Raw genomic sequence first — 24,569 nt, forward strand, 5'->3', positions numbered from 1 at the left:
TTGCCATCTTGACGAACGTCGCTGTGGGAATTTCACAAAACGCGCTGGCTGCTGAGCTATCGATGAGCACCGGGGCGCGAACGACACAGCCCATAGGTCACTACGAATTCTGTAAGCGCCTGCCGGGCGAATGCAGGCCGAACGGGCACCTCGCCCAGCCGGCGAGGATGACCCGTGACCTGATGCAGCGGCTGAACGCGGTCAACTATGCGGTCAACGCGGCAGTGTCGCCCAAAACCGACATGGAAGTGTGGGGCAAGGACGAAGTCTGGTCGTATCCCGACGGCGTGGGCGATTGCGAGGATTATGTACTCGAAAAGAGGCGCATTCTGATTTCCGCAGGACTGTCACCGTCCAACGCACTGATTACGGTAGTGCGCCAGCCCAATGGCGAGGGCCATGCGGTGCTGACGGTGCGCACGACTGCCGGGGACTACATCCTCGACAATCTCGAACCGGGCATCCATCGCTGGGACGAGACGGCATACACCTATCTCAAGCGGCAGTCGGAAAAGAATTCAGGCCAGTGGCTGTCCATCACGGATGGTCGCGCGGACGCGGTCGCCAGCGTTCGCTGACGCCGCAACAGGAAACCCGGTCGAAACCCCACCCTCCCCGTCCCCCAAACGACCGGGCTACAGGAGCCGGCCCATGTCCCAGGGCCGGCTCCGCTCGTTTCGGGCCTGTCTGGAGCGCGTCAGACGGCTTTCAGTTCGGTTCGGAAGCGGCGCGCATTGGCGACATAGTTCGCGGCGGACGAGCGAAGGCCCGCAATCGTCTTTTCATCAAGCTCCCGCACGACTTTCGCAGGCGAGCCGACGATCAGCGTTCCGTCGGGAAAGCTCTTCCCCTCGGTGACGAGCGCACCCGCTCCCACAAGGCAATTGTTGCCGATGCGCGCACCGTTCAGCACAATCGCGCCCATGCCGATCAGCGTGTTGTTGCCGATCGTGCACCCGTGAAGCAGGGCGCGATGGCCAATCGTGCAGCCCTTCCCGACCGTAGCCGGAAACCCCGGATCGGTGTGCACCATGGTGTGTTCCTGAAGATTTGAATCGTCGCCGATGGTGATGGGTTCATTGTCGCCGCGCAGCACCGCGCCGAACCATATGCCGACATTTTCGCCCAGCGAAACGCTGCCGATCACGCTCGCGCCGGGCGCAATCCAGACGGAATCGCCGAAACCCGGCGCACGGCCACCCAAAACATACGCTGTCATATTGCCTCCGCTTTCAAGGGCGCGCGGCAAGCGCCGCGATATGAACCATGGCAATCGCAAGCGAGCATGTCCACACCAATGCCGTGAACACACAGGCGATCAGGAAGCGAGTCGAAATATTGCGATCCGCCCAGGCCTTCATCGCCTCGGGCGCAAGCGAACATGGGCCGGCAACCATGCCGCCGACGGGAATCGCCCGCATGTCGCAGCCGCGAACACGGCGTCGGGCAGCGGCGACGGCGCGCCCGAGAGGCAGCCTGCCCAGATGCGACGCGGGACGCGACTCGTGATTTGCGACCGGGGATGCGGACTGCGACTGCATCTTTACGAACCATTTACCATGAAAGCGCAACTGTTTGCGCGATACATCGCAAGCGGCATGCCAGTTCAAGCTGTTTCGTCTTGAGACAACCGGGTCGCGGAGAAGCAAATGACATTTGCAATCGCATTGGGTCGACGCAGGCGGCGCTCCTGGGCACCGCTCAGTTTGCCGATCCTGTTCAGCATTGCCGTGATTGCTCTGACCATCGCCATCAGCCTCGCGGGCCGATGGCTCGGCCACACGATTGCGCTTGGCGGTCACACGGACGACCAGACGGTCCACGAAATCGTTATCGGAAACAATGTGGTCGCCGCGCCGGCGAACATGATCCGCTATGCCAGGGACCGCCGCAGCGGAATCGCCGAGCGGCTGGAACTCTACATGAACTGGCCGGACCTCGGCGGCTATTCGGCCGAAACCAGCGCCGCGTTCAACAATCTCGAAGCGAATGGAAGCATCATATTCCTCACCTTCGAGCCGCGCATGATGTCGCGCGACATGAGCGCCCGCTTCGAACCGATCTATCGCACGCTGATCGAACAGCCCGGCAAGCCTGGTCCGGGCGATGTGACCTTCTATCGCTTCAAATCCGATTCCGGCTATGTGGAAGAGGAGCTGGCGGTCGCAAGCAGGCAGGGCGACACGCCGTTCGTCGCGCGTTGCCTCAAGGGCGAACAGGCCCGTCAATTGCTGGCGCAATGCCAGCGCGACGTCATCCTCTCCGAGGATTTGAGCCTGACCTACCGTTTTCCGATATCGCTGCTTTCGAACTGGCGCGCACTGGACGACGCAATAACCGAGCGGGTCCGCCAGATGTTGCGAACCGGCGGGCGGCAATAGCTCAGTTCAGGTCTATGTCCAGAATTGCCATCGAGAAATTGTAGTCCCCCTCTTCCTCGTCCTTGTAGACGAGGCCGAGAAATTCCTCGCCGACATACACTTCGGCGGAGTCGTCCTTGCGTGGGCGCGCTTTGACCTGCAAATGAGGATTCTGGAATACGCGCTTGAAATAGGCTTCCAGTTTCCTGATTTCTTCCGGTTTCAAGGATATCCTCCGATCGGATTCGTGTCGGGACGCTGCTTCTGGCACGCGTTTCCGCCCGAGTAAAGGCGCAAGGCCAAACTTGCCGTATGTGAGGCGCTGCGCCCTGAAACGCAACCGTCAGATGTCGTAGGTGACCAGATAGTCCAATACCTGCGCCGGGAGTGTCTGGTCCATCTGCCGCGACGGTTGTTCGCAGCCGGATTCGCCGACGATGCGCGCCGGAACACCTGCAACCGTCTTGTTGTGCGGCACGGGGGCGAGCACGACAGAACCGGCGGCGATCTTCGAGCAATGACCCACTTCGATATTACCAAGGATCTTCGCGCCCGCCCCGATCAAAACGCCGTTGCGAATCTTCGGATGGCGGTCGCCGCCGGCCTTTCCGGTGCCGCCGAGCGTCACGCCGTGCAGGATCGACACATTGTCCTCGATCACCGCCGTCTCGCCGACAACCAGGCCGGTCGCATGATCCACGAAAATGCCCTTGCCGACGCGCGCCGCCGGGTTGATATCGGTCTGGAACACCGATGACGACCGGCTTTGCAGATAAAGCGCGAAATCCCTACGCCCTTCCGTCCAGAGCCAATGCGCCAAACGGTGCGTCTGGATCGCATGAAACCCCTTGAAATAGAGCACCGGCATGATGAAGCGGTCGCAGGCCGGATCGCGGTCGTAATAGGCCTGAATGTCCACGCGAACGATTTCGCTCCATTCCGGCCATGCGCGGATCATCTCGTTGTAGGCCTGCGAGATGAGATCGGCGCTGAGGTCCGAGTGGTCGAGCCGCTGAGCGACGCGATGAACCACAGCCTGTTCCAGGCTATCCTGATTAAGAATCGTCGAATAGAGGAATGCCGCGAGCAAGGGATCGCGGTCAACGGCGATGGTCGCCTCGTCCCGGATTGCCTGCCAGATGGGATCGACAGGTTGGAGCTTGCTCGCCCTGACCGCAGGTTTGGTCATTTTCGTATCCTGTTTGTCTGCTTGGCCCGCAACATATATTGCTCCGCGCACCGCCGCACAATATGCCGGACGCGCTGGACATAGAACACAATTCTTCTGAATCCAGCCTTAAGCGAATGCAACTTGTCGGGATCAGAAAAATGCAGAACGCCGATGGCTTGAGCGCAACGCTTCAAGGAGCGGTCGGGACGATCCGCTTCGACCGCCCCGCGCGCAAGAACGCGATCACGCTTGCCATGTGGCGCAGCCTGCCGGAACTCGTTCGCGAACTGAGCGCGTCGGCGCGCGTCATCGTCCTGACCGGGGCGGGCGACGATTTTTCCGCCGGGGCCGACATCGGCGAGTTCGATACAGAACGCGGCGACCCGACGCGTGCACGCAACTATGAGGACGCCAATGCGCGCGCATTCGCGGCGGTCAGGGAGGCGGAAGTCCCCGTCATTGCGGCCATACGGGGCATCTGCTTCGGCGGCGGCTTCGGGCTGGCAGCAGCGGCGGACCTGCGCGTGGCGACACGCGATGCGCGCTTCGCAGTTCCCGCCGCGCGGCTTGGGCTTGCCTATCCGGTCGAGGCAATGACCGACATCGTCGACAGTTGCGGCCCCCAGATGGCGCGGTATCTCACGATGTCCGGCGCGACCATGGATTCTGCGCAGGCGTTTCGCTGCGGCCTCCTGCTCGATGTCGTCGAAAATGACGCGCTGGAGACGCGCGTTGCCCAGATCGCGGAACGGATCGCGTCCAACGCGCCGCTTTCGATCCGGGCGTCGCGGCTCGCCATCCGCGCCGCCTTGCGCGGCGATGCGGCGCTGCACCAGCGTGCCCAGCAGGCCGGCGATAAGACTTTCCTCAGTTTGGACTATCTGGAAGGTCGGCGCGCCTTCAAGGAAAAGCGCACGCCGAATTTCACGGGAGAATAGGGTGTTCGGAGAGGAAATCCAGAACCCTGGCCTTGAAGGACTTGTCCCCGACCGCGAGCATATGGTCCCTGCCCTCAATGTCGAAAGCGACGGCATTCGGCATGATTGCTGCCAGTTCGGACGGCGAGCCGCCGATGTCATCCTTCGTGCCAACAGCGATCAGCGTAGGCTGCGTGATGCGCGCCATCTGGCTTTCGCTCAACAATTCGCGTGAGGTCATGATGCAGGCCGCCAGAGCGCGCCGGTCGCTCTTCGTCTGATCGGCAAAGGAGCGGAAAGCGCGACCGCGCGCATGCGTGGTCCGCGACGGGTCATCCTCCAGCAGTGCCGCTGCAATCGGGTCCCAGTCGCCCACGCCATCCACCATGCCGATCCCAAGCCCCCCGAACACCAGCGTCGACACGCGGTGAGGCTCGGCAAGCGCCACGAACGCCGAAATGCGCGCGCCCATCGAATAGCCCATGACATGCGCGGTTTCGATGCCGAGATGGTCGAGCAGCGCGACCGCATCGCCCGCCATCTTTTCAGGCGTGTAGGCAGCCGGGTCATAGCTTTTCGAGCTTTCGCCGTGCCCGCGATTGTCGAAGGCGATGGGACGGTATCCCGCATCCGCCAATGTCTTCATCCAGCCCGGCGAAACCCAGTTGGTGAAGTGATTGGACGCAAATCCGTGAATCAACAGCACGGGTTTGGCGTGTCCGCGCTCCGGATGCCGGTCCACGAAGGCCAGTTCGAAACCGTCGTGCCTGAAATGCTTCATCGTCACTGCCCGCCGGATTTCCCGGCAATGAACGGATGGACCACCTCGTCGCCCGGACCTATGCCCAACCGCGCAGCCGTGCCCTGATTGAGTTCCAGCACGAATTTGGAGGGTACGCCCGGCGAGATGGGAGCTTCCGAAAACGGCGTGCCGGGAAGCACAGCCTGCACCACGCCTTCTTGATCGATGAAAACAAGATCAAGGGGAAGGATCGTGTTCTTCATCCAGAAGGCGAGCGGTTGCTGCTTCTGGAAAACGAACAGCATTCCGTGGTCCGCCGCCATTTCCCGACGGAACATCAGGCCGCGCGACCGCTCCGAACTGTCGTCGGCGACCTCGACCTTGAAGCTGGCCTGCTCGCTGCCCGCATCTATCACCAGCGGCGTCGGATCGACGGGCAGCATCATCGCCTCGTCTGCGCCCGCAGGGGCAATCGCCCAGCCTGCAATCACCGCGAGGATGGCGAACACGCGCGCGAAGAGCGTCATGGCTTGCATCGGCAATCTCCTGCCGGTCAATGTGAAACCGGCAAGGTGCCTATATCGGGGTGAATCTCGGCGGCCATAAGGCCCTTGTCGCCGCGCCCGTAGCGAACCAGAACCACCTGCCCCGGCCGCAACTCCGCAACGCCATAGCGGCGGAGCGTTTCCATATGAACGAATATATCCTCGGTGCCCTCGCCCCGCGTCAGGAAGCCGAAGCCCTTCGTTCGATTGAACCATTTCACCAGCGCGCGCTCCAGCCCGCTTTCCGGCGTGACCGAGACATGCGTTCGCGGCTCGCTCAGCTCCGCAGGGTGCAAAGCTGTGGAGTTATCCATCGAAACGACGCGAAATGCCTGCAATCCGCGGTCGCCGCGCTTTACGAGGCAGACAACACGTGCACCCTCAAGGGCTGTCTGGAATCCGTCACGCCGCAGGCAGGTCACGTGAAGAAGAATGTCGCCCAGAATACGTTCATCCGGCAGGATGAACCCATATCCCTTTGCGACATCGAACCACTTTATGACACCGGAGACCTCCTGGAGGTCAACGTCGGTGCCGTCGTTCTTCCATTCACTATCTTGTGCATACTCACCATGCCCCGGCGGCGAGGATTTGTCCCCCATCTCGCAGCACCTTTCCGAAACGCGCGACTGATTCTTAACATCGATTTAACGCAGCGTACCCCCGCTTGCGCAAGTACCGGGGTGTGTGTTCATGTCGTTTTACACACCGGACAGGGGTCTCATGGTTAACGCGGCGAACGAACGTGACGTTGCGGCAACAGTTCCACTCGCCCGGCTACATATACAGGAGTACTTATGCGCTATCTGCACACCATGGTTCGCGTCAGCGACATCGATCAATCCCTCGATTTTTACTGCGGCAAGCTCGGGCTGAAGGAAGTGCGCAGGACCGAGAGCGAGAAAGGGCGCTATACGCTCATTTTTCTGGCCGCGCCGGGAGATGAGGACAGCGGACGCCAGTCGAAGGCCCCGCTTGTCGAACTCACCTACAACTGGGACCCTGAAGAATATAAGGGTGGGCGCAATTTCGGGCATCTGGCGTATGAGGTCGACAATATCTACGCGACCTGCCGCATGCTGATGGATGCGGGCGTGACGATCAACAGGCCGCCGCGCGACGGCTATATGGCGTTCATCCGTTCGCCGGACGGCATTTCGATCGAATTGCTCCAAAAGGGCGCGGCGCTTTCGCCGGAAGAGCCCTGGTCATCGATGGCGAACACCGGAAGCTGGTAATTGGTAGAAAGGTATTATTGCCAAGCCGCCAGCCACCGAATAGGGCTCAGCGCTGACCGGTCAAGTATCTGACGCCGCTGGAGACATGCGATGAGGGACGTGCTCAAGGAACTCGAACGCCGCCGCGCCGAGGCATGGGCAGGCGGTGGGCAGCAGCGCATCGACGCGCAGCACAAGCGAGGCAAGCTCACCGCCCGCGAACGCATCGAGATATTCCTCGACGAGAATTCGTTCGAAGAGTTCGACATGTATGTCGAGCATCGCTCCACCGACTTCGGCATGGAAAACACCAAGGTGCCGGGCGACGGCGTGGTGACCGGCTGGGGCACCGTCAACGGCAGGCCGGTCTTTGTTTTTGCCAAGGATTTCACGGTGTTCGGCGGATCGCTTTCCGAGGCGCATGCGGAAAAGGTCGTGAAGATCCAGGAGATGGCGTTGCGCAATCGCGCGCCCATCATCGGCATTTACGACGCGGGCGGCGCGCGCATACAGGAAGGCGTCGCCGCTCTTGGCGGCTATGCCGAAATCTTCCAGCGCAATGTGCTTGCCTCGGGCGTGATCCCGCAGATTTCCGTCATCATGGGTCCCTGCGCGGGCGGCGACGTCTATTCACCCGCCATGACGGACTTCATCTTCATGGTGCGCGATACGTCATACATGTTCGTGACCGGCCCCGATGTCGTCAAGACCGTGACCAACGAAACCGTGACCGCCGAAGAACTCGGCGGCGCCAAGGTGCACACCACCAAGTCGTCGATTGCAGACGGAGCGTATGACAATGATGTCGAGGCCCTGCTCCAGATGCGGCGGCTTATCGACCTGCTGCCCGCGTCCAATACCGCCGACCTGCCGGAGGTGGAGTGCTTCCAGTCCGTCACCGACAACGACCTGTCGCTCGACCGGCTGGTGCCGGACAACGCCAACAAGCCCTACGACATCAAGGAACTCATTCAGAAAACCATTGATGAAGGCGACTTCTTCGAAATTCAGGAGTCTTTCGCGAAGAACATCGTGACCGGATTCGGCAGGATCGAGGGGCGCACCGTCGGGTTTGTGGCCAACCAGCCCATGGTGCTGGCGGGCGTGCTGGATTCGGATGCCTCGCGCAAGGCGGCGCGCTTCGTGCGCTTCTGCGACTGCTTCAACATCCCGGTCGTCACATTTGTCGACGTTCCCGGCTTCCTCCCCGGAACCGCGCAGGAATATGGCGGGCTCATCAAGCACGGGGCTAAGCTTCTGTTCGCATATGCGGAGGCCACGGTGCCGAAAGTCACGGTCATCACCCGCAAGGCCTATGGCGGCGCATATGACGTCATGGCGTCAAAGCACCTGCGCGGCGACGTGAACTATGCATGGCCTACCGCGCAGATTGCCGTGATGGGCGCGAAGGGGGCGGTGGAGATTATCTATCGCAAGGACATCGGCGATGCGGACAAGATCGCGGCGCATACGAAGGCGTATGAGGACCGGTTCCTCTCGCCGTTCGTTGCCGCAGAGCGCGGCTATATCGATGAAGTCATCATGCCTCACTCGACGCGCCGCCGCATCGCGCGCGCGCTCCGTATGCTTCGCAACAAGGACCTGAGCAATCCCTGGAAGAAGCACGACAACATTCCGCTCTAAGGGGTCGGGTTTAACGCGCCGGCCCGCCGCGCGGGCTCAACGTCTGCGGCGGGCTCGGCGCGGATATACGCCGATCACCTCATTGTATGTGTCGAGATCGACATAGAAGCTGCGCGTCAGCGCATCCAGCCATTCATCGACCGGCACGCCATCGTCAGTGAGCCTCAGGATTTCCTGTGCAATCGCAACCCTGGAAATCAATCGCGGCTTTGGCTGGTCCGGGTCTGCGAACATCCAGAACGTCACTATTCATATCAGTTGATCCTAAAATAGGATTGTACGAGTCGCGTTTAATTGCAAGCCAGTCTAAATTAGATTGTGGTAATTTATTTGTGACGTCTTGACGCGCAGTCTCGAGTCAGCGTGCGCCGTCCAGCGTTTCCCTGACCACAGTGGCAAGCTGCTTCAACGTAAAGGGCTTCGGCAGGAAGCCGAATTGCGCATCCTCGGGCAGGTTCTTGGCAAACGCGTCCTCGGCATAGCCCGACACGAATATGAACTTCACGTCGGGCCTGATCTTGCGCACCTCGCCCAGAAGAGTCGGGCCGTCCATCTCGGGCATCACAACGTCCGATACGATAATGTCGACGGAACTACCCAATTCCTTGAATATTTCGAGCGCTTCGATGCCCGACGACGCTTCATGCACGGTGTAGCCGCGCGAGGTCAGCAGGCGCACGCCGCTCATGCGCACGCCATCCTCGTCCTCGACCAGCAGCACGGTTTCCGAACCGGAAAGGTCCTGCAGCGCCTCCGGCACCTTCTGGGAAAGCTGCGCGGGTTCGGACGATGCTGCCTGCTCGATGGCCGGTTCGGCCTTGGGCACATGGCGCGGCAGGAAGATGCGGAAGATCGTGCCTTTCCCCACCTCGGATTCGCAGTGGATCGATCCACCCGACTGCTTGATGATCCCGTACACGGTCGAAAGACCCAGCCCCGTGCCTTTCCCGACGTCCTTGGTCGTGAAGAACGGCTCGAAAATCTTTTCCCTTACATCGGCGGGGATACCCGACCCCGTATCCTCAAATTCGATCAGCACATAGTCGGACGGATGCAGCTCCCTATAGCCGAAGGCCGGAACTTCCTCCGCCGGCACGTTGCGCGTGCGGATAAGGATTTCTCCGCCCTCCGGCATGGCATCGCGCGCATTGGCGGAAAGATTGACGATCACCTGCTCAAGCTGGCCGATATCGGCGTTGATCTGCCAAAGGTCGCGTCCGTGATCCATCGACAGTTTCACTTCGCTGCCCACAAGGCGGGTCAGCAACATGCGCAGGTCGGCAAGGACGTCCGTCAGGTTGAGCACTTCGGCGCGCAGCGTCTGCTTGCGCGAATAGGCAAGAAGCTGGCGCACCAGCGAGGCGGCCCGGTTGGCGTTCTGCTTGATCTGCATGATGTCGGGGAAAGAAGGATCGGACGGCTTGTGGTTCATCAGAAGCTGGTCCGAAGCCATCATGATGACCGTCAGTACATTGTTGAAATCATGCGCGATGCCGCCCGCGAACCGACCGACGGCCTGCATCTTCTGGGTCTGGGCCATCTGGTTTTCGAGCGCCTTCTGCTCGGTCGTATCTACCGCATAGACGATGGCCGCCTCTTCCGCGCCATCGCCCGATCCCTCGTCGGCAATCGCGTTTACATAGACGCGGATATGCCTTTCCTCGTCGTTCGGCAGAACAGTGTCGATGGGCGCGATTTTCGCCTGACGCTCCCGCGCCTTGCGCAGGGCGTCGGCGAGCGCGGGCCGGTCCCGCTCGTGGACGATGGTTTCAAGGCGCACGCGGCGCTCCAGCGCATCATTGTCGACGATCGAGGAAAACAGGGAAAGGAACGGCGCGTTGGTGCGCAGGATCCTTCCTTCGCGGTCCACCCCGGCAATCGCCATCGGCGTGGAATTGAAGAACCTCGTGAAGCGCACCTCGGCGGCGCGCAGTTCGGCGGACGCATCCTCGCCCTGCGTACGGTTGAGCACGATCGTGCGGGACGGACCGCCGACGCCGCCCTTGCTTGCGGAAATGCGGTGCATGAACCGCACGGGCAGAGCCTTGCCGCTCGACGTAAGCAGGTCGAGATCGAACACCGCATTGCGCGTGGAGCCCGGATCGGCCTTCACCGAGCGAACGAGCGCCATGCCGTCGCCCGCCACGATGTCCTGCAAGCGGATCGACCCCGGCGTGAAGCCTGCAAGGTCAATTCCGAGCCAGCCCGCAAGCGTCGCGTTCAAATAGGAAATTCGGCCCGACTGATCCGTCGCGAAAAAGCCTGCCGGGGCCTGGTCGAGATGGTCGATGGCTTTCTGGAGGTCGAGGAAAAAGCGCTCCTGCTCCTCGCGCTCGCGCGAAATATCCGCAAGCTCCCAGATCGCCAGCGGCGCACGCTGGCCTGGAACCTTGAGATTGCGCGCGCCAATCTTGTACCAGCGAGCGCCCTGCTCCGCTCCGGGCCGTACGGATTGCGACAAGCGCACTTCGCCCTCGCCGGGCTTGCCGTCGCTCAAGCCGTTTGCCAGCCGGATGATCGTGGCGGATGCCTCCGGCATGTCCATCAGCAAACCTTCGATGGTCTTGGCCTCGGACGCAGACGCCGCGCCGGTCATCTCCGCATAGGCGCCGTTCACGTAGATGATGCGACCCTTCTGGTCGGTGACAACGATGCCCTGATCCATTGAATCAAGAAAAGCCTTGGACAGGTCGTCGCTGGCCGTGCGCGGCAGGAAATGAACGAAGCCAATTGCCGCCGCGAAAAGGAAGCCCACGCCGATCATCGCGAGAACGCCGAGCAGTCCGAGCAGGAACGGATCGCCGAGCTGGTGCCTATACATCGAGAAAAACACCGCCGCCGCAGTCAGCACGATCATCAATATGATCAGCCGCGTGATGGCGCTCGGTCGCCCGCTCCTGTCGATCAGCGGCGCGGTATAGATATCGGTGCGGTTGTCGCTCGTCATTCGGCTCTGCGGCACATTGAAATCGGATTGAATCACAAATTGTTGTGGGCGTTCCATGCCTATATGAAAAACTTCGGCGAATAAATCTCGCCCTTTCTTTCTCTCCGCTTCTCTACCGGTTTTCGCCTGTGCGCCACCGCTCATCTTAACTTGCGGGGCGTGGCGTCTTTGCTCTAGTGTCAAATTCAAGGCGTGCGGGTTTCTGTGTTGGGGTTTGCAAATGAATCTGTGGCTCGAGAAAATCTTCGGCGCCGAATATGCCCAGCCTGCACTCTACGTGGCTGTCGCGTGCGGCGTTTTTGTCGTTCTTTGCCTTCTCTATCTTCTCTACAGACGCGCGCGGTCCGGCACCTATGTCGCCGGCGGCCGCAATCGCAAGGCGCGGCTGGCAATCATGGACGCGACGGCGATCGACACTCACCGCAGGCTGGTTCTGGTTCGACGCGATGACGTCGAGCACCTGCTGCTGATTGGCGGCCACAGCGACATCGTTGTCGAGAGCGATATCAGCGTGCATGGCCATCCGAAGCGCCAATTGATCGTCAACGATGCACCGCAGTCCATCGAGGCCCAGCCCGTTCCGCACAAGGTGCAGCTTGCACGCACCGAAAACGCGCCACTGCCCCAATCTGCCCACCAGCACCTGCCGCCTCCGCCGTCCGCTCCGCGCCCGCAGCAGGCGCCAGCCGTGCGGCCCGTTCGCCAGCCTCACCCCGCGCAGCCTCAGAGGCCGGTGGCGGTTCCGCCGCCCGCACGGTCCAAGGACGAACTCGACACCGACCTGTTGAAGGAACTCGAAACCGCGCTCGACATCACCGAGCCGGCTCCGCAGCCGGCAAAGCCGAAATCCACGCTCGACGAAGAAATGGCAAAGCTGCTCGGAGAGCTTTCGAGCCACAAGCGATAGAGCGCTTCTGCGAAATTCAGGCAAAAAGAAAGGCGGCCCTTGAGCCGCCTTTCTCAAATCATATTGGCTTCGAGCGTTACTCGATGATGGAAGCGACGACGCCTGCGCCGACGGTGCGGCCGCCTTCGCGGATGGCGAAGCGCAGCTTCTCTTCCATGGCGACCGGCACGATCAGTTCAACATCGACCGTCACATTGTCGCCGGGCATCACCATTTCAGTGCCTGCCGGAAGCGTCACGATGCCCGTCACGTCCGTCGTGCGGAAATAGAACTGCGGACGGTAGTTCGTGAAGAACGGCGTATGACGGCCACCCTCTTCCTTCGTCAGGATGTAGGCTTCCGCCTTGAACTTCTTGTGCGGCTTCACGGAGCCCGGCTTGGCCAGAACCTGGCCGCGCTCCACGCCGTCACGGTCCACGCCGCGCAACAGCGCGCCGATGTTGTCGCCAGCCTGGCCCTGATCGAGCAGCTTGCGGAACATCTCGACGCCCGTGCAGGTCGTCTTCGTCGTCGGGCGGATGCCGACGATCTCAAGCTCCTCGCCGACCTTGACGATGCCGCGCTCGACGCGACCCGTCACGACCGTGCCGCGACCCGAAATCGAGAACACGTCCTCGATCGGCATCAGGAACGGCTTGTCAACCGGACGCTCCGGCGTCGGGATGTAGCGGTCAACCTCTTCCATCAGCTTGCGGATCGCGTTCTCGCCGATCTCCTTGTTGCTGTCTTCCAGAGCGGCAAGCGCCGAACCCTTGACGATCGGAATGTCGTCGCCCGGGAACTCGTACTTCGACAGCAACTCGCGAACCTCAAGCTCGACAAGCTCGAGAAGCTCCTCGTCGTCGACCTGATCGACCTTGTTCAGGAAAACCACAATCGCCGGAACGCCAACCTGGCGAGCCAGAAGAATGTGCTCGCGCGTCTGCGGCATCGGGCCGTCAGCAGCCGAAACCACGAGGATCGCGCCGTCCATCTGCGCAGCACCCGTGATCATGTTCTTCACATAGTCAGCATGGCCGGGGCAGTCCACATGCGCATAGTGACGGCTCGGCGTCTCATATTCCACATGCGCCGTCGAGATCGTGATCCCGCGCGCCTTTTCCTCAGGCGCAGCATCAATCTGGTCATACGCCTTGAACTCGCCAAAATACTTCGTGATCGCCGCCGTCAACGACGTCTTGCCATGGTCAACGTGACCAATCGTGCCAACGTTCACATGAGGCTTCGTACGCTCAAATTTACCTTTTGCCATCGTCTCTTTCCTTGGGCAGCCGTTTGCCGGGTTGTCAGCGATGCGGGGCGATTAGCGAGAACGGGCCAAAAAGACAAGCTCTTTCACAAGCTCTTTGAGCCCTTACGCAGGCGCCGCACCTTTCGGGGATGCAGGGAATATGGGTTTCGGCGGCAAAATTTCAATCGAGAGCGCTTGTTCAGCGCATGATAATGGACCTGCGTTGCGCGGGCGACAATGGCTGCACCATGACGTGCGATTGCCCGACCGGGCTGAAACCGAGCTTCTGGTAAAGCGGCAGCGCTGCCGGATGGTCCAGCGTGCAGGTCTGCACGATCACCGACGACGGATTGCCAGACGCCCAGGCGGCGGAGATTGCCGCACCGAGGAACCAGCGGCCCAACCCCCGCCCCGTCGCATGCGGCATGAGGCCGAAATAGAGCAGTTCGCTGCTTCCCGTGGGCGTTGGCGCGATTTCGTAGAACCCGGCCGGCGCGCCGTCGAGATAAAGTGTGGTGATGACCCTGCCCGGCTCCGCCAGCCTCGCATCCAGTTCGGCGTCGCTCAGCATCAGCATGTTGACCCAATGCCAGTGCCTGCCGACGCGGTCGATGAGATAGCGATAATAATGGCGAGGCATCGAACGCGCCGAAAGCAGCGCGATGTTCTGTCCAAGCGGCAGCGGTGGATAATGCGCGGGCGGCGCAGTCATCTCAAGATGCGTCACCGTGACGGGAATCGGTTCGTGCGACGTGCGCTTGCTTGTACGGGTCATTCGTCCTTGACCACCGGCGTATCCGGCAGGCTGCCCCACTCGGCCCATGAGCCGTCATAGAGCCTGTTGTCCGTGTGACCGACCGTTTCGAGCGCGAGCGAGATGATCGCGGCCGATACTCCTGAGCCGCAGGACGTCACCACCGGCTTCGACAGGTCCAGCCCCGCCCCTTCCAGTATCGTCTTCAGCTCATCCTTGCCGACCATGTGTCCATCGCGCGAGAAGCCGGAGAATGCGATGTTGACCGCACCGGGCATGTGACCGCCGCGCAGGCCCGGCCTCGGCTCCGGATCGACACCCTTGAAACGGCCCGCTGGACGCGCGTCCGCCACCTGCGCCGACCCGCCAGCGACAATGGTGCGCATGTCGGCGAGCGAAGCCACGCGTTCGGCCTTGAAGTCGGGGGTGAATACGTTCGGCGCAATCCTTGTCTGCTCGGTCGTCAAAGGCCGCCCTTCCCTTTTCCATCCGTCGAGGCCGCCGTCGAGAATAAACACCTTTTCTGCGCCCATGACACGGAACAGCCAGCGTGTGCGCGGTGCGGAGAAGAGTCCAAAGCCGTCATAGACGACGATGGTATCGGTTTCCGAAATGCCCATCGAGCCGGCGAACCGGGCGAAATTCCGGGGCGACGGCAAGGCGTGCGGAAGCTTCGATCCGGGTTCGACGACCGAGTCGTGATCGAAGAAAACGGCACCCGGAATGTGGCCGGCATCATATTCGCCGCGCGCATCCCGCTTTTGCGAGGGCAGATACCAGGCGCCGTCGACGATCTTCAGGCCCGGTTCACCGAGATGTTTTTCCAACCAGTCCGCGCTGACAAAGGCGGGATTGTCGCTCATTCGCTCTTCTCCTGTCAGGCCGGCGGCGAACCGAAACGGATACGGAAGCGGCGGTTTTCACGGCCCTTCTTTTCGATCTTGCCGATATGGATCTGCCCGATCTCGCCGGTCGAGGCCACATGCGTGCCGCCGCATGGCTGGCTGTCAACCGCGGCGTTCTCGCCGATGCAAACAAGCCGGATGCGCCCGGTACCCGATGGCGGGCGGACATTCTTCGATTTCACGAGGCCGGGATTGGCGGCAAGCTCGTCCTCGGTGATCCAGCGCGTAAACACCGGATGGTTGGCCTCGACCATTTCCATCAGGCGCGCTGTCGCGTCTTCCTTGCTGTACTCGCCCTCGGAGAAGTCGAAGTCGACGCGCGAATCGTCCTCGGAGACGGAAGCCCCGGTGATCGGATAGGGATAGATGACGGAAAGCAGATGGCAGGCCGTGTGCATCTTCATCAGCTTGTAGCGGCGCGGCCAGTCGATCGCCAGTTGCAGCCGCTCGCCGATTTCGGGCAGCGATCCGCCGGGCGCAGGCACATGCACGATCTCGTCCTTTGTGTGTCCTGTCACGGTGGAAACAATGTCGATTGCCGCGCCGTCGCCGCGCAAGAGCTTGCCGGTGTCGCCCGGCTGTCCGCCGGAAGTGCCGTAGAAAATCGTGCGGTCGAGAAGAATGCCACGCTCATCGACAGCAACGACGCGCGCTTCGTCTTCCTTGCGATATGCGTCTTCGCGGAAGATCAACTCCGTCTGGGCGGACACTACGACACCTCTTCAAAGGGCACTTCGATAGCGCTCTTTTGATCCATCCACACAGGAACAGGCAAGCCCTTGCCGCGCAGAAATTCCGGATTGAACATCTTAGACTGGTAGCGCGTTCCGTAGTCGCACAGGATGGTCACGATGCGGTGGCCGGGACCCAGTTCCCGGGCAAGCCGGATCGCCCCCGCAATGTTGATGCCGGTCGAGCCGCCGAGACACAGCCCTTCCTCCTGAATGAGATCGAAAACAATCGGCAGCGCTTCCGAGTCCGTGACCTGAAACGAGAAGTCCGGCGTGAAGCCTTCGAGGTTCGCCGTGATGCGCCCCTGCCCTATGCCCTCGGTGATCGAACTTCCCTCGGCTTTCAGTTCGCCGGTCGTGTAGTAGCTGTAGAGTGCCGCGCCCAACGGATCGGCAAGCGCGATCCTGACATTGCGATCCTTCTCGCGAAGCCCATCGGCAACGCCCGCCAGCGTGCCGCCCGTGCCGACGGCGGAGACGAAACCATCAACCCGGCCTCCGGTCTGCTCCCAGATTTCCTGTGCCGTCGTGCGGATATGCCCGTCGCGATTTGCGACATTGTCGAACTGGTTCGCCCAGATCGCGCCGTTGGCTTCCGTGCGCGCAAGCTGCGCGGCGAGGCGACCGGACAGTTTTACATAGTTGTTCGGGTCCTTGTAGGGCACGGCAGGAACTTCGATCAGTTCCGCGCCAAGCACCCGCAATGCGTCTTTCTTTTCCTGACTTTGCGTCTCGGGAATGACGATCACGGTGCGATATCCGAGCGCCTTGGCGACGACGGTCAAGCCGATGCCGGTGTTGCCTGCCGTGCCTTCCACGATGACCCCGCCTGGCCGCAGCAATCCCCGCGCTTCCGCGTCGCGTATGATGAACAGCCCTGCCCGATCCTTCACGGACTGGCCCGGATTCATGAACTCGGCCTTTCCGAGTATTTCGCAGCCGGTTTCCTCGGAGGCGCGCCTCAGCCGGATCAGCGGCGTGTTTCCGATTGCGTCGATAACTGATTGATACATATGCATGCCCATCCAATTCCGGCGCGACCGTATGAACACGGGCGGGAGGTTTCAAGAGACGTTTTACCGGCCCCGGCCCGCCGAACGCTCTCAATTTTGCGCCACAATCGCCGATTGTGGCTTCCCGTGCCTCATCAGGCCCGAACGACGAAAATGCTCAGAAGCTCGACTGGTCCCGAAACAGCTCGGCGTTATCGAGCTTCGACACTTCGATAACAGCCTGCGTGCGGCTGTAAACATTGAGCTTGCGCAGAATTTCGGAGACATGCGCCTTCACGGTCGTTTCGCCGACCTGAAGCTCATAGGCGATCTGCTTGTTCAGCAAGCCCTGACGCAGCATCTGGAGCACGCGCAATTGCTGCGGCGTGAGCGTGGCGAGCCGCTGCACCATCTTCGCACGGTCCTCGCGACCGGCGTCGGCGGGCTGTGGCCGGTAGTTTTCAGGCACGTGAACCTCACCCTCCATCACCGAGCGGATGGCGTCGGCGAGGTCGGTCTTGCGCACCGATTTGGGGATGAAGCCCGCAGCCCCATAGGAAAGTGCTTCGGAAATGATGCGCGGCTCCTCGTGGCCCGACACCACGACGACGGGAAGGCTTGGATGGCGCGTGCGCAACTGAAGCAGTCCCTCGAAGCCCTGCACGTCCGGCATGTTGAGATCGAGCAGGCACAGGTCGAAGCTGCCCGCTGCGAGCACGTCCAGCGCCTCGCTGATGGATTTCGCCTCGACGGTTTCAACGTCGGGATATGCGACACGCACCGCGCCGTGCAGCGCATCGCGGAACAGCGGATGGTCGTCGATAATCAGAAAACGGACACGTTCACTCGTGGCGCTCATGGTCTCCAACCGAAGGTTCGCCGCCGCATTCGCAACGGGGCCGAAAGGATAGGACGAGCAAGCCAGCCTGCCATAGCCAAATAGTACATGGCCTACTGGAACTCGAAAATATTGCGGAATATTCCCGGAGCAATCACAGAAAGCGGATTGATCTGAAGGCGCGGCGCGTTCACGTCTCCGGTCAGCCTGTATGTCACGCCGATCAAGCCGCGATCCTGCCCGTTTCCGAGTATCTGGCCGATCAGCGGCAATTCGCCGAACAGACGATTGAGGCCGTAGGCGGGCATGAAAGTGCCGGTCAGGTCCATCTGGTCGTTCTCGTCATAGACCGTCCCCCTGAAAGTAGTTCCGACCGCCGGCCCGCGCACGACGCCGTTGCGAACGCGAAGATAGGCCGGCCCCTTTTCGATGTCGGCGAAACCGCGCTCAAACTGGACGCGCGATGTATCGATGCGGCCCCGCACGGCCTCGTTCAGGCTTCTTGTGTCGGCCGAGGGAGCCGTCGAGACAATCGAACCCAGCTTCGGCTCGTTGACGATCCAGAAATTGCGCAGGTCGAGCTGTCCCGCGTAATTGCCGCCGCTGGCAGCCATCGAAAGCGCCACCGTTCCGCCTTCCATGCGGCCATAGACGTCGAGGAAACGCAGCAGCGCACCGGCATCCTGTGCAGCCAGCTTGAAACGACGCCCCGCGCCGTCGGGCGAATTTGAAACCGTGACGGGACTGCCGTTGCCAAGCGTCGCGGCAAGCGAAAGGCCCGTCACGCTGGTCGCGGCAGAATAGGTGAGCGCAACGCGGCCAAGGCTGACGCCGTTGAACCCGATGATGCGGTCGACATTGGCCTTGAGGGTTATCGGCGTCGAAGAGCTTCCCGTATCGCCTTTCGGATCCGGCTGGGTGACGCGGCGGATCAGCGCCCGGGCATCAAGCGAGGCGCCTGACACACTCACAGCGTAGCCCTTTCCGGAGCGTTGCAGCGCGACGGCGACGTCATCGTCCCGCGTCAGGCGGAACCGGCTGAACTTCGCTGAGCGCAAGCCGCCGTCCGCGATGCTCATGTCTCCGGCGATGGCAAAAGCCGATCCAGAGAGATCGAAATTCGTAATCTGTATCTGGCCGGAGTCGGTCGCGATTTCAAAGCTGAGCTTTGCCGGTATCCCCTCGCCCTTGCTCCATCCGACCATTGGCAGGTTCAGCTTTGCGCCGGTGAGGTCGGCCGCCAAATGCCTGCGGCTGCCCTCCCCGTTCGTGACATCGAGCCTGATCGTCCCCGCTATAAACTCGTCCAGCCCGGGCGACAGCCGGGCCTGCGCGGCCTCATCGATAACAAGCACGATGTCGCGCTGGCGCGTCACGTCGCTTTGCGCCAGCGGTTCCGTCAGGGTCAGTTCTGCCGGAAAGCCGTTGAGCATGGCATGCGCCTTGATGATGGCCTTCTGCTTGTCGAGCACGATCGTGCCGTCCGCATCCGTGATCTTCTGCCCTTCGACCGGCTCGGCAATCGACAGGTTTTCGAAGGCCAGATCGACATGCCAGTCCAGCAGCGATTTATCGATTCCCTTGTGCATCGGAATGCGGGCATCGACGGTGCCCCGCACCGGCCCGGACAGCGCCGCAGGCGCAATGCCGGTGCTCTTCATCGCATTGATCGGCTCAAGGGAGGCAAGCTCCGCAATCGCCGATGCGTCGCCGGCAACGTCGATCTTGAGGGTGCCGATCACAGGGCGCTTGCCGGCGTCCGTGATCGTCAGGCGGCCCGCGCTGGCGGACACGCTCTTGCCGTCTGACAGGAACACCTTGCCGCTGTTCAGGGTGATGTCCACATCGTCGCCCGCGAAGCTTACCGTTCCCACCGCGTCGCGCACGGGCGGCAGCAGGCCGGCAATGTCGAACCGGGTCTGCGAGACCTGAAACTGGCCGTAAACCTCGGATTCGTTGAGCTTCTGTCCGTTTCCGAGTCGCCCCGGCACCACCGCGAAATGGATCGACCCGCTCGGCACCGTCCCACCAAACAGGTTTTCATTGACCCAGCGGCGCGCCGGTCCCGCCGAGAACCACGGCCACAATTGCTTGACATGCGAGACCGACATGTTCGAGACGCTCACATCCAGCGCGATGCCAGGTGCACCGTGGTCGATAAGTGTGACGGCGGCATCGCCGAATGCCGTGCCGCTTGCGCTCGACAGGCCGATCTTGTCGACCTCGATGCGCCGGATATTCGGGGCATATGAACCTTCGAGCGTGAGCGACAATTGCATGTCCGGTTCGTTCGTGTCCTCCGGCGCCAATGACGAATCCGGGCTGACAAGCTCGAAGCGATAAGAGGATTCCTGACCGGGCTCCGTCGGGCGCGGTGCGATTGCACCGGACATCTTGAACACGGACCGGCCAATCGTTGTGTTGAACCTGTCGAATTCGAGTTTCCCGGAGCCTGCGGCAAGGGTGGCGAGAATATCGAGCTTGCCGGACAGGATGCCGCGCTTGCCCAGATCGACGGCGAGGCCATCCCCGAGAATGGTCGCTTCAAGCTTTTCGACTTCTCCATGGCGCGGCGCATAACCGGCTATGGAAACAGTAGATTTCCCGAGCGAAATGCTTTGTCTTTCATCATCTTGCCTTATGGTGCTGAAAGACAGGTTGAAGCTCTCGGCAGAGCGATCCTGCTGGTTCGGGATGATCTCGGCGTGGAACTCCGCATTGTGACTGTCCGCGCTGGCGACGCCGTTCAAGGCAACGCGTCCCTCGTCGTGCTCGAACGTGGCGCGTTTTACCCCGATGATGCGGGTTGGGACACCTTCCGGCAATTCAAACTGGACATCGCTGATTTCCACCTCGGGAACGCGGCCGCTGGAAAAGAGATGCGACGCGTTGTTTGCGGCATCGAAAACGAAGCGCAGGACCTTGTCCGGATCAAGCAACCCGTCGGGATTGAGCAGCCCCGACATCCAGGCCGCATTGCTTTGTCCCGGCATGGCCGCCACCACAATGCGGGCATTGTTCAGCGATGCGCCCGACAGGCGCGGGACGCCCACCAGCAATGACCAGCTGTTCAGCCTGAGACGCAAGGTCTCCGCAGCAATTGCCACATCGTCCGAACCGCCTTTGGAAATGCGAACATCAGAGAGATCGAGGGTCAGCGTACCCGGTCCGTGGACAGAAAAGCGCGCGCCCCCAATTGCAGCATCGATGTCCTGCCCGAAAAACGCGCGCAGTTCCGTCTGTGCGATCTGCGTGAGGCGTTGGGCGCCGAACCCGGAAAGGCCGAGCATCTGCAGGAAGGCCAAAAAGCCGAAAACCAGGGCGAAGAAAAGCGCGGCAAATCTGATGCTCCAGCGTGCTATCCTTCCCCCGCGTCGCAGCCTGCGCGCCGAAAACGGGATTCCGTCAGCGGAAGGCATGGCCGAAAGATCGACAATCTCTTCCCTTCGGAATCGAATTTTCTCGTGTGTATCGTCGTTTTTTGCTGTCTGGTTCGTCAACAGCGCGTCCTTGCCGGCGAACGATTCGCGCAGCTAGCTTTAGCGGTTCGCCCGTAGTTCGAAAAGTAAAGCATTGGAAATTACATCTTGGGCAAAACAGCTACTGAACTCGAACAGTCATCAAACCCCATTGCACCCGATTTTGACTTGCCTGCGACAAGTGGAGCAAATATTCGCCTCTCCGACCTTCGCGGCAGATGGGTCGTACTCTTTTTCTATCCGCAGGACGGCAGCCAGACCTGCACCGCCGAAGCCGTCGCCTTTTCAGCGGCGGCGGGCGATTTCGAGGCCGCCGGAGCGGCGTTGTTCGGCATTTCGCCGGACAGCATCAAACGCCATGAAAACTTCAGGGCAAAGCATGCGTTGCGCGTAGACCTGATTTCCGACGAGCACCGCACCGCAATCGATGCCTATGGGCTCTGGATCGAAAAATCCACCTTCGGTCACGCCCACATGGGGGTGGATCGATCGACATTCATCATCGACCCCGCCGGTCACATCGCGGCGAGTTGGCGCAAGGTCCGCCTCAAGGGTCACGTCGACGAGGTCCTGGAGCGGCTCCGCGCCTTGCAGGTCTGACTATCAGTTTTGGGGCTGGGTGCCTTCCGCCGGTGCAGGCTCCTGCGGAGCGGGTGCTGCCTTCCCGGCCGCCTTGTCCAACGCCTGAAGCTTTTCCCCGACGGCCTGTGCGAGATCGCGCGCGACGCCACGCTGCCAGATGTCAGCGGCCTTGATGACTTCACGCGTCACGATGGGCGCTGTTTCGAGCAGTTTTTTGCCGGAATCGGAATTGTAGAAATTGGCTATATTGCGCAGGTCCTCTTCCGTCATGGCCTTGGCATAGACCTGGGCCGCTTCGCGTTCGAGATCGGTCCGGCGCGAGACAAGCTTGAGCGCTTCCTCATCCACCGTCTTGCTGATCGCGTCCTGCATGTCCGGGTTTTGCTGGATCAACTCCTGCTTCAGCGCGAATGCGGCCTGCGGCAGGATGTTGTCGTACATCGACGTGGCCTGGATGGCGGATACTGCATCGCGCGCCGCCTTAAGATGCGATTCGGAGATATCCTGCGCCGATGCCGGAATTACCGCAACCATCACCGCACCCGTCAGAAGGGCGGCGCGGGCAAACGAAAGCAAAGTCATAGCAGTCATAACTCCTTGAAATTCCTACGATGCGCCAACAGGGCGGAGTGTTTCGATGCCGTTGCTGCCGGCAACGATGGCAATATCGGCCAGGTTGATGAAAAGTCCGTGTTCAACGACCCCCGGCACTGCATGCAGCGCGCTTGACAGCGCTCTTGTATCGGGAATGCGGCCAAAAGATGCATCCACGATTAAATGGCCGCCATCGGTCACGAAGGGTTCGCCGTCCCGCATGCGCAGCGTAAGCGGCCCGGAAAGGCCGAGCCCGCCGCTCTCGCGATGGATGGCATCGATTGTCGCCTTGAGGCCGAAGCGGTTGACCTCGATCGGCAAGGCGAAGGCGCCCAGATGCTTCACGACCTTGGACCTGTCCGCGATCACCACCATCCGACTGGACGCAAAGGCCACGATCTTTTCGCGAAGTAGCGCGCCTCCCCCTCCCTTTGTAAGGGAGAGATCCGGGTCGATCTCATCGGCTCCGTCCACGGTCAGGTCGAGTTCCGGCGTCTCGTCGAGATTTGACATCGCGACGCCGAGTTCGCGGCAGAGCGCCTCTGTCCGCTCGGACGTGGCTACGCCCACCACGCGAAGACCCTTCGCGACTGCGGCGGCAAGGAGCCGCACAAATTCCTCGGCTGTGGAGCCGGTGCCGATGCCAAGGCGCATTCCGTCCTCGACATAGCCAAGCGCAGCCCGCGCTGCCTCGATCTTAAGGGCCTTTGCATCCATCAGCGAACAATTCCGGCGTGTTCAATGGCCGCGCTCGTACCATTTTTCCCGGCAAGGGCAAAGAATTTATGGTCGATTAGCAGCCGAACAGATCATTCCAGAACACGAACCCCATAAACATCAACACAAGGAAGAAACCGGCGCGGTAAACGGCTTCCATCGCCCGTTCCGATACGGGTTTGCGCAGCACCGCCTCAATTCCATAGAAAACCAGATGTCCGCCATCGAGCGGCGGGATGGGCAGCAGGTTCAGAAATCCGATGCCGACCGACAGCAAGGCGACAAGCTGCACCAGCCACTCAAAGCCGAGCTTGGCCGCCTGCCCGGAGATCTTGGCTATCTTGACCGGGCCGCCCAACTGGCAGCGATCCTCGCGCCCGACGACGAACCGCTTCATGAACTGGCCTGTCTGGCCGATGATCGAACCCGTTTCGCGCACGGCTTCGACCAAGGAGCCGGCAAGTCCGTAGTGCAGGACGCGCGGCTGGCCGAGCTTCTCGTCATTGACGACGCCGATGACGCCGACATTCACCTTGTTGCCGAGCGCGTCCTCCTGCTCCATGACGCGCGGCGTGGCGACGATGCTGATTTCCTTGTCTGCGCGATGAAGGACAAAGACCAGCGGATCCCCTGCCCGACCCGAAACGAGGCGACGCACATCGGCAAAGGTCGTCACCGGCGTGCCGTCCACGCTGACGAAGCGGTCGCCCGGCATGAAACCCGCTTCCTGCGCAGGCGAATCGGGTTGCACCGAAGCGACCATCGGCTCGCTGACTGCGCGCCCATATGCGTAGAACATCACCGCGAAAACCGCGATTGTGAGCAGGAAGTTGAACAGCGGACCGGCAAACACGGTCAGGGCGCGCTTCCAGACAGGCTGAGTATGAAAAGCGATCTTGCGCTCGCCTTCCGAAAGCTTCTCCAGTTCGCCGCTCTCAGGCGTACTCGTGGCGTTCATGTCGCCCACGAACTTGACATAGCCGCCGAGCGGAATGGCCGAGAGCTTCCAGCGCGTGCCGTGCCGGTCGTTGAAACCCGCAATCTCGGGACCAAAGCCGATGGAGAACGCCTTCACGCCGATGCCGCACCAGCGACCCACGAGATAGTGGCCCATTTCATGCACGAACACGACAATGGTCAGGACGAATATGAACGGAACCAGCGTGCCGAACAGCACGCCGTCCATGCTGAATATTGAAGTCAAGAATTCGCCCACCCGTTAGCCGGTCCAATCAACCGCCACATATATCGAGACTGCCTTACGCAAGGAACATGCCAAAGAAAAGGCATGACACG

26 protein-coding genes are annotated in these 24,569 nt (G+C 61.2%); 7 read left to right on the forward strand and 19 right to left on the reverse strand.

Annotation, left to right across the window (positions count from 1 at the left end):
- Positions 1 to 62 precede the first annotated feature (62 nt).
- The gene (locus M9924_16530; GenBank protein ID MCO5066002.1) at positions 63 to 578 is read left to right on the forward strand and encodes a transglutaminase-like cysteine peptidase; all 516 of its coding nucleotides are present in this window, start codon (positions 63 to 65) and stop codon (positions 576 to 578) included.
- 119 nt (positions 579 to 697) lie between these two features.
- Here M9924_16530 and M9924_16535 read toward each other — a convergent pair whose 3' ends face one another.
- Positions 698 to 1,219: a gamma carbonic anhydrase family protein gene (locus M9924_16535; GenBank protein ID MCO5066003.1), complete on the reverse strand. Its 522-nt coding sequence runs from the start codon at positions 1,217 to 1,219 to the stop codon at positions 698 to 700.
- Between the two features lie 13 nt (positions 1,220 to 1,232).
- Positions 1,233 to 1,541, reverse strand: coding sequence for a hypothetical protein (locus M9924_16540; GenBank protein ID MCO5066004.1), 309 nt, complete (start codon positions 1,539 to 1,541; stop codon positions 1,233 to 1,235).
- A 108-nt stretch (positions 1,542 to 1,649) separates the two neighbouring features.
- Between M9924_16540 and M9924_16545 the strand changes: the two genes are divergently transcribed.
- Positions 1,650 to 2,381 carry a hypothetical protein gene (locus M9924_16545; GenBank protein MCO5066005.1) on the forward strand — a complete coding sequence of 244 codons (732 nt, stop codon included), beginning with the start codon at positions 1,650 to 1,652 and terminating at the stop codon, positions 2,379 to 2,381.
- 1 nt (position 2,382) lies between these two features.
- Here the strand turns inward: M9924_16545 and M9924_16550 are convergent, their stop codons facing one another.
- Both M9924_16550 and cysE read right to left on the reverse strand, forming a co-directional pair.
- The gene (locus M9924_16550; GenBank protein ID MCO5066006.1) at positions 2,383 to 2,586 is read right to left on the reverse strand and encodes a DUF3126 family protein; all 204 of its coding nucleotides are present in this window, start codon (positions 2,584 to 2,586) and stop codon (positions 2,383 to 2,385) included.
- A 117-nt stretch (positions 2,587 to 2,703) separates the two neighbouring features.
- Positions 2,704 to 3,549: a serine O-acetyltransferase gene (cysE, locus tag M9924_16555; protein ID MCO5066007.1), complete on the reverse strand. Its 846-nt coding sequence runs from the start codon at positions 3,547 to 3,549 to the stop codon at positions 2,704 to 2,706.
- Positions 3,550 to 3,689: 140 nt separating this feature from the next.
- Between cysE and M9924_16560 the strand changes: the two genes are divergently transcribed.
- Complete coding sequence (locus M9924_16560) at positions 3,690 to 4,469, forward strand: enoyl-CoA hydratase-related protein (GenBank protein ID MCO5066008.1); 780 nt, start codon at positions 3,690 to 3,692, stop codon at positions 4,467 to 4,469.
- Here the strand turns inward: M9924_16560 and M9924_16565 are convergent.
- The 3 genes from M9924_16565 to M9924_16575 are packed head-to-tail and all read right to left on the reverse strand — an operon-like array spanning position 4,456 to position 6,337.
- Entirely contained in the window at positions 4,456 to 5,229 is a 774-nt protein-coding gene (locus tag M9924_16565) for an alpha/beta hydrolase (GenBank protein MCO5066009.1), read from the reverse strand. The two genes, M9924_16560 and M9924_16565, sit on opposite strands and share 14 nt — an antisense overlap.
- 2 nt (positions 5,230 to 5,231) lie before the next feature.
- Positions 5,232 to 5,726, reverse strand: coding sequence for a DUF192 domain-containing protein (locus tag M9924_16570; protein MCO5066010.1), 495 nt, complete (start codon positions 5,724 to 5,726; stop codon positions 5,232 to 5,234).
- A gap of 17 nt (positions 5,727 to 5,743) precedes the next feature.
- Entirely contained in the window at positions 5,744 to 6,337 is a 594-nt protein-coding gene (locus M9924_16575; GenBank protein MCO5066011.1) for a CspA family cold shock protein, read from the reverse strand.
- Positions 6,338 to 6,532: 195 nt separating this feature from the next.
- Here M9924_16575 and M9924_16580 point away from each other — a divergent pair, with 195 nt between their 5' ends.
- Together M9924_16580 and M9924_16585 are read left to right on the forward strand one after the other, a co-directional pair.
- Positions 6,533 to 6,973 carry a VOC family protein gene (locus tag M9924_16580; protein ID MCO5066012.1) on the forward strand — a complete coding sequence of 147 codons (441 nt, stop codon included), beginning with the start codon at positions 6,533 to 6,535 and terminating at the stop codon, positions 6,971 to 6,973.
- A 90-nt stretch (positions 6,974 to 7,063) separates the two neighbouring features.
- The gene (locus tag M9924_16585) at positions 7,064 to 8,596 is read left to right on the forward strand and encodes an acyl-CoA carboxylase subunit beta (GenBank protein MCO5066013.1); all 1,533 of its coding nucleotides are present in this window, start codon (positions 7,064 to 7,066) and stop codon (positions 8,594 to 8,596) included.
- 36 nt (positions 8,597 to 8,632) lie between these two features.
- Here the strand turns inward: M9924_16585 and M9924_16590 are convergent, their stop codons facing one another.
- Together M9924_16590 and M9924_16595 are read right to left on the reverse strand one after the other, a co-directional pair.
- Positions 8,633 to 8,842 carry a hypothetical protein gene (locus M9924_16590; protein MCO5066014.1) on the reverse strand — a complete coding sequence of 70 codons (210 nt, stop codon included), beginning with the start codon at positions 8,840 to 8,842 and terminating at the stop codon, positions 8,633 to 8,635.
- Positions 8,843 to 8,954: 112 nt separating this feature from the next.
- Complete coding sequence (locus M9924_16595) at positions 8,955 to 11,543, reverse strand: ATP-binding protein (protein MCO5066015.1); 2,589 nt, start codon at positions 11,541 to 11,543, stop codon at positions 8,955 to 8,957.
- Between the two features lie 220 nt (positions 11,544 to 11,763).
- On the opposite strand from M9924_16595, the gene M9924_16600 reads away from it, so the two are divergent.
- Entirely contained in the window at positions 11,764 to 12,450 is a 687-nt protein-coding gene (locus M9924_16600; protein MCO5066016.1) for a flagellar biosynthetic protein FliO, read from the forward strand.
- 76 nt (positions 12,451 to 12,526) lie between these two features.
- Here the strand turns inward: M9924_16600 and tuf are convergent, their stop codons facing one another.
- From tuf to M9924_16635, 7 genes are all read right to left on the reverse strand, one after another.
- A complete protein-coding gene (tuf, locus tag M9924_16605; protein MCO5066017.1) occupies positions 12,527 to 13,702 on the reverse strand; it encodes an elongation factor Tu in 1,176 nt (391 codons plus the stop codon).
- 178 nt (positions 13,703 to 13,880) lie between these two features.
- Positions 13,881 to 14,456 (reverse strand): GNAT family N-acetyltransferase, encoded by a 576-nt coding sequence (locus tag M9924_16610; GenBank protein ID MCO5066018.1) that lies wholly within the window; start codon positions 14,454 to 14,456, stop codon positions 13,881 to 13,883.
- Positions 14,453 to 15,298: a 3-mercaptopyruvate sulfurtransferase gene (sseA, locus tag M9924_16615; GenBank protein MCO5066019.1), complete on the reverse strand. Its 846-nt coding sequence runs from the start codon at positions 15,296 to 15,298 to the stop codon at positions 14,453 to 14,455. The genes M9924_16610 and sseA overlap by 4 nt, the downstream gene beginning before the upstream one ends.
- Positions 15,299 to 15,312: 14 nt before the next feature.
- Positions 15,313 to 16,050: an alanyl-tRNA editing protein gene (locus tag M9924_16620; protein ID MCO5066020.1), complete on the reverse strand. Its 738-nt coding sequence runs from the start codon at positions 16,048 to 16,050 to the stop codon at positions 15,313 to 15,315.
- A complete protein-coding gene (locus M9924_16625) occupies positions 16,050 to 17,084 on the reverse strand; it encodes a cysteine synthase A (GenBank protein ID MCO5066021.1) in 1,035 nt (344 codons plus the stop codon). The genes M9924_16620 and M9924_16625 overlap by 1 nt, the downstream gene beginning before the upstream one ends.
- Before the next feature lie 157 nt (positions 17,085 to 17,241).
- Complete coding sequence (locus tag M9924_16630) at positions 17,242 to 17,922, reverse strand: response regulator transcription factor (protein ID MCO5066022.1); 681 nt, start codon at positions 17,920 to 17,922, stop codon at positions 17,242 to 17,244.
- A 92-nt stretch (positions 17,923 to 18,014) separates the two neighbouring features.
- Positions 18,015 to 21,401 (reverse strand): DUF3971 domain-containing protein, encoded by a 3,387-nt coding sequence (locus tag M9924_16635; GenBank protein ID MCO5066023.1) that lies wholly within the window; start codon positions 21,399 to 21,401, stop codon positions 18,015 to 18,017.
- 87 nt (positions 21,402 to 21,488) lie between these two features.
- Between M9924_16635 and M9924_16640 the strand changes: the two genes are divergently transcribed.
- Complete coding sequence (locus tag M9924_16640) at positions 21,489 to 21,980, forward strand: peroxiredoxin (protein ID MCO5066024.1); 492 nt, start codon at positions 21,489 to 21,491, stop codon at positions 21,978 to 21,980.
- 3 nt (positions 21,981 to 21,983) lie between these two features.
- Here M9924_16640 and M9924_16645 read toward each other — a convergent pair whose 3' ends face one another.
- From M9924_16645 to rseP, 3 genes are all read right to left on the reverse strand, one after another.
- Positions 21,984 to 22,496: a DUF2059 domain-containing protein gene (locus tag M9924_16645; GenBank protein ID MCO5066025.1), complete on the reverse strand. Its 513-nt coding sequence runs from the start codon at positions 22,494 to 22,496 to the stop codon at positions 21,984 to 21,986.
- A 72-nt stretch (positions 22,497 to 22,568) separates the two neighbouring features.
- Entirely contained in the window at positions 22,569 to 23,273 is a 705-nt protein-coding gene (rpiA, locus tag M9924_16650; GenBank protein MCO5066026.1) for a ribose-5-phosphate isomerase RpiA, read from the reverse strand.
- A gap of 76 nt (positions 23,274 to 23,349) precedes the next feature.
- Positions 23,350 to 24,459: an RIP metalloprotease RseP gene (gene rseP, locus M9924_16655; GenBank protein ID MCO5066027.1), complete on the reverse strand. Its 1,110-nt coding sequence runs from the start codon at positions 24,457 to 24,459 to the stop codon at positions 23,350 to 23,352.
- Positions 24,460 to 24,569: the final 110 nt, after the last annotated feature.

The sequence above is a fragment of the Rhizobiaceae bacterium genome, assembly GCA_023953835.1.
Lineage (GTDB): Bacteria > Pseudomonadota > Alphaproteobacteria > Rhizobiales > Rhizobiaceae > Mesorhizobium_G.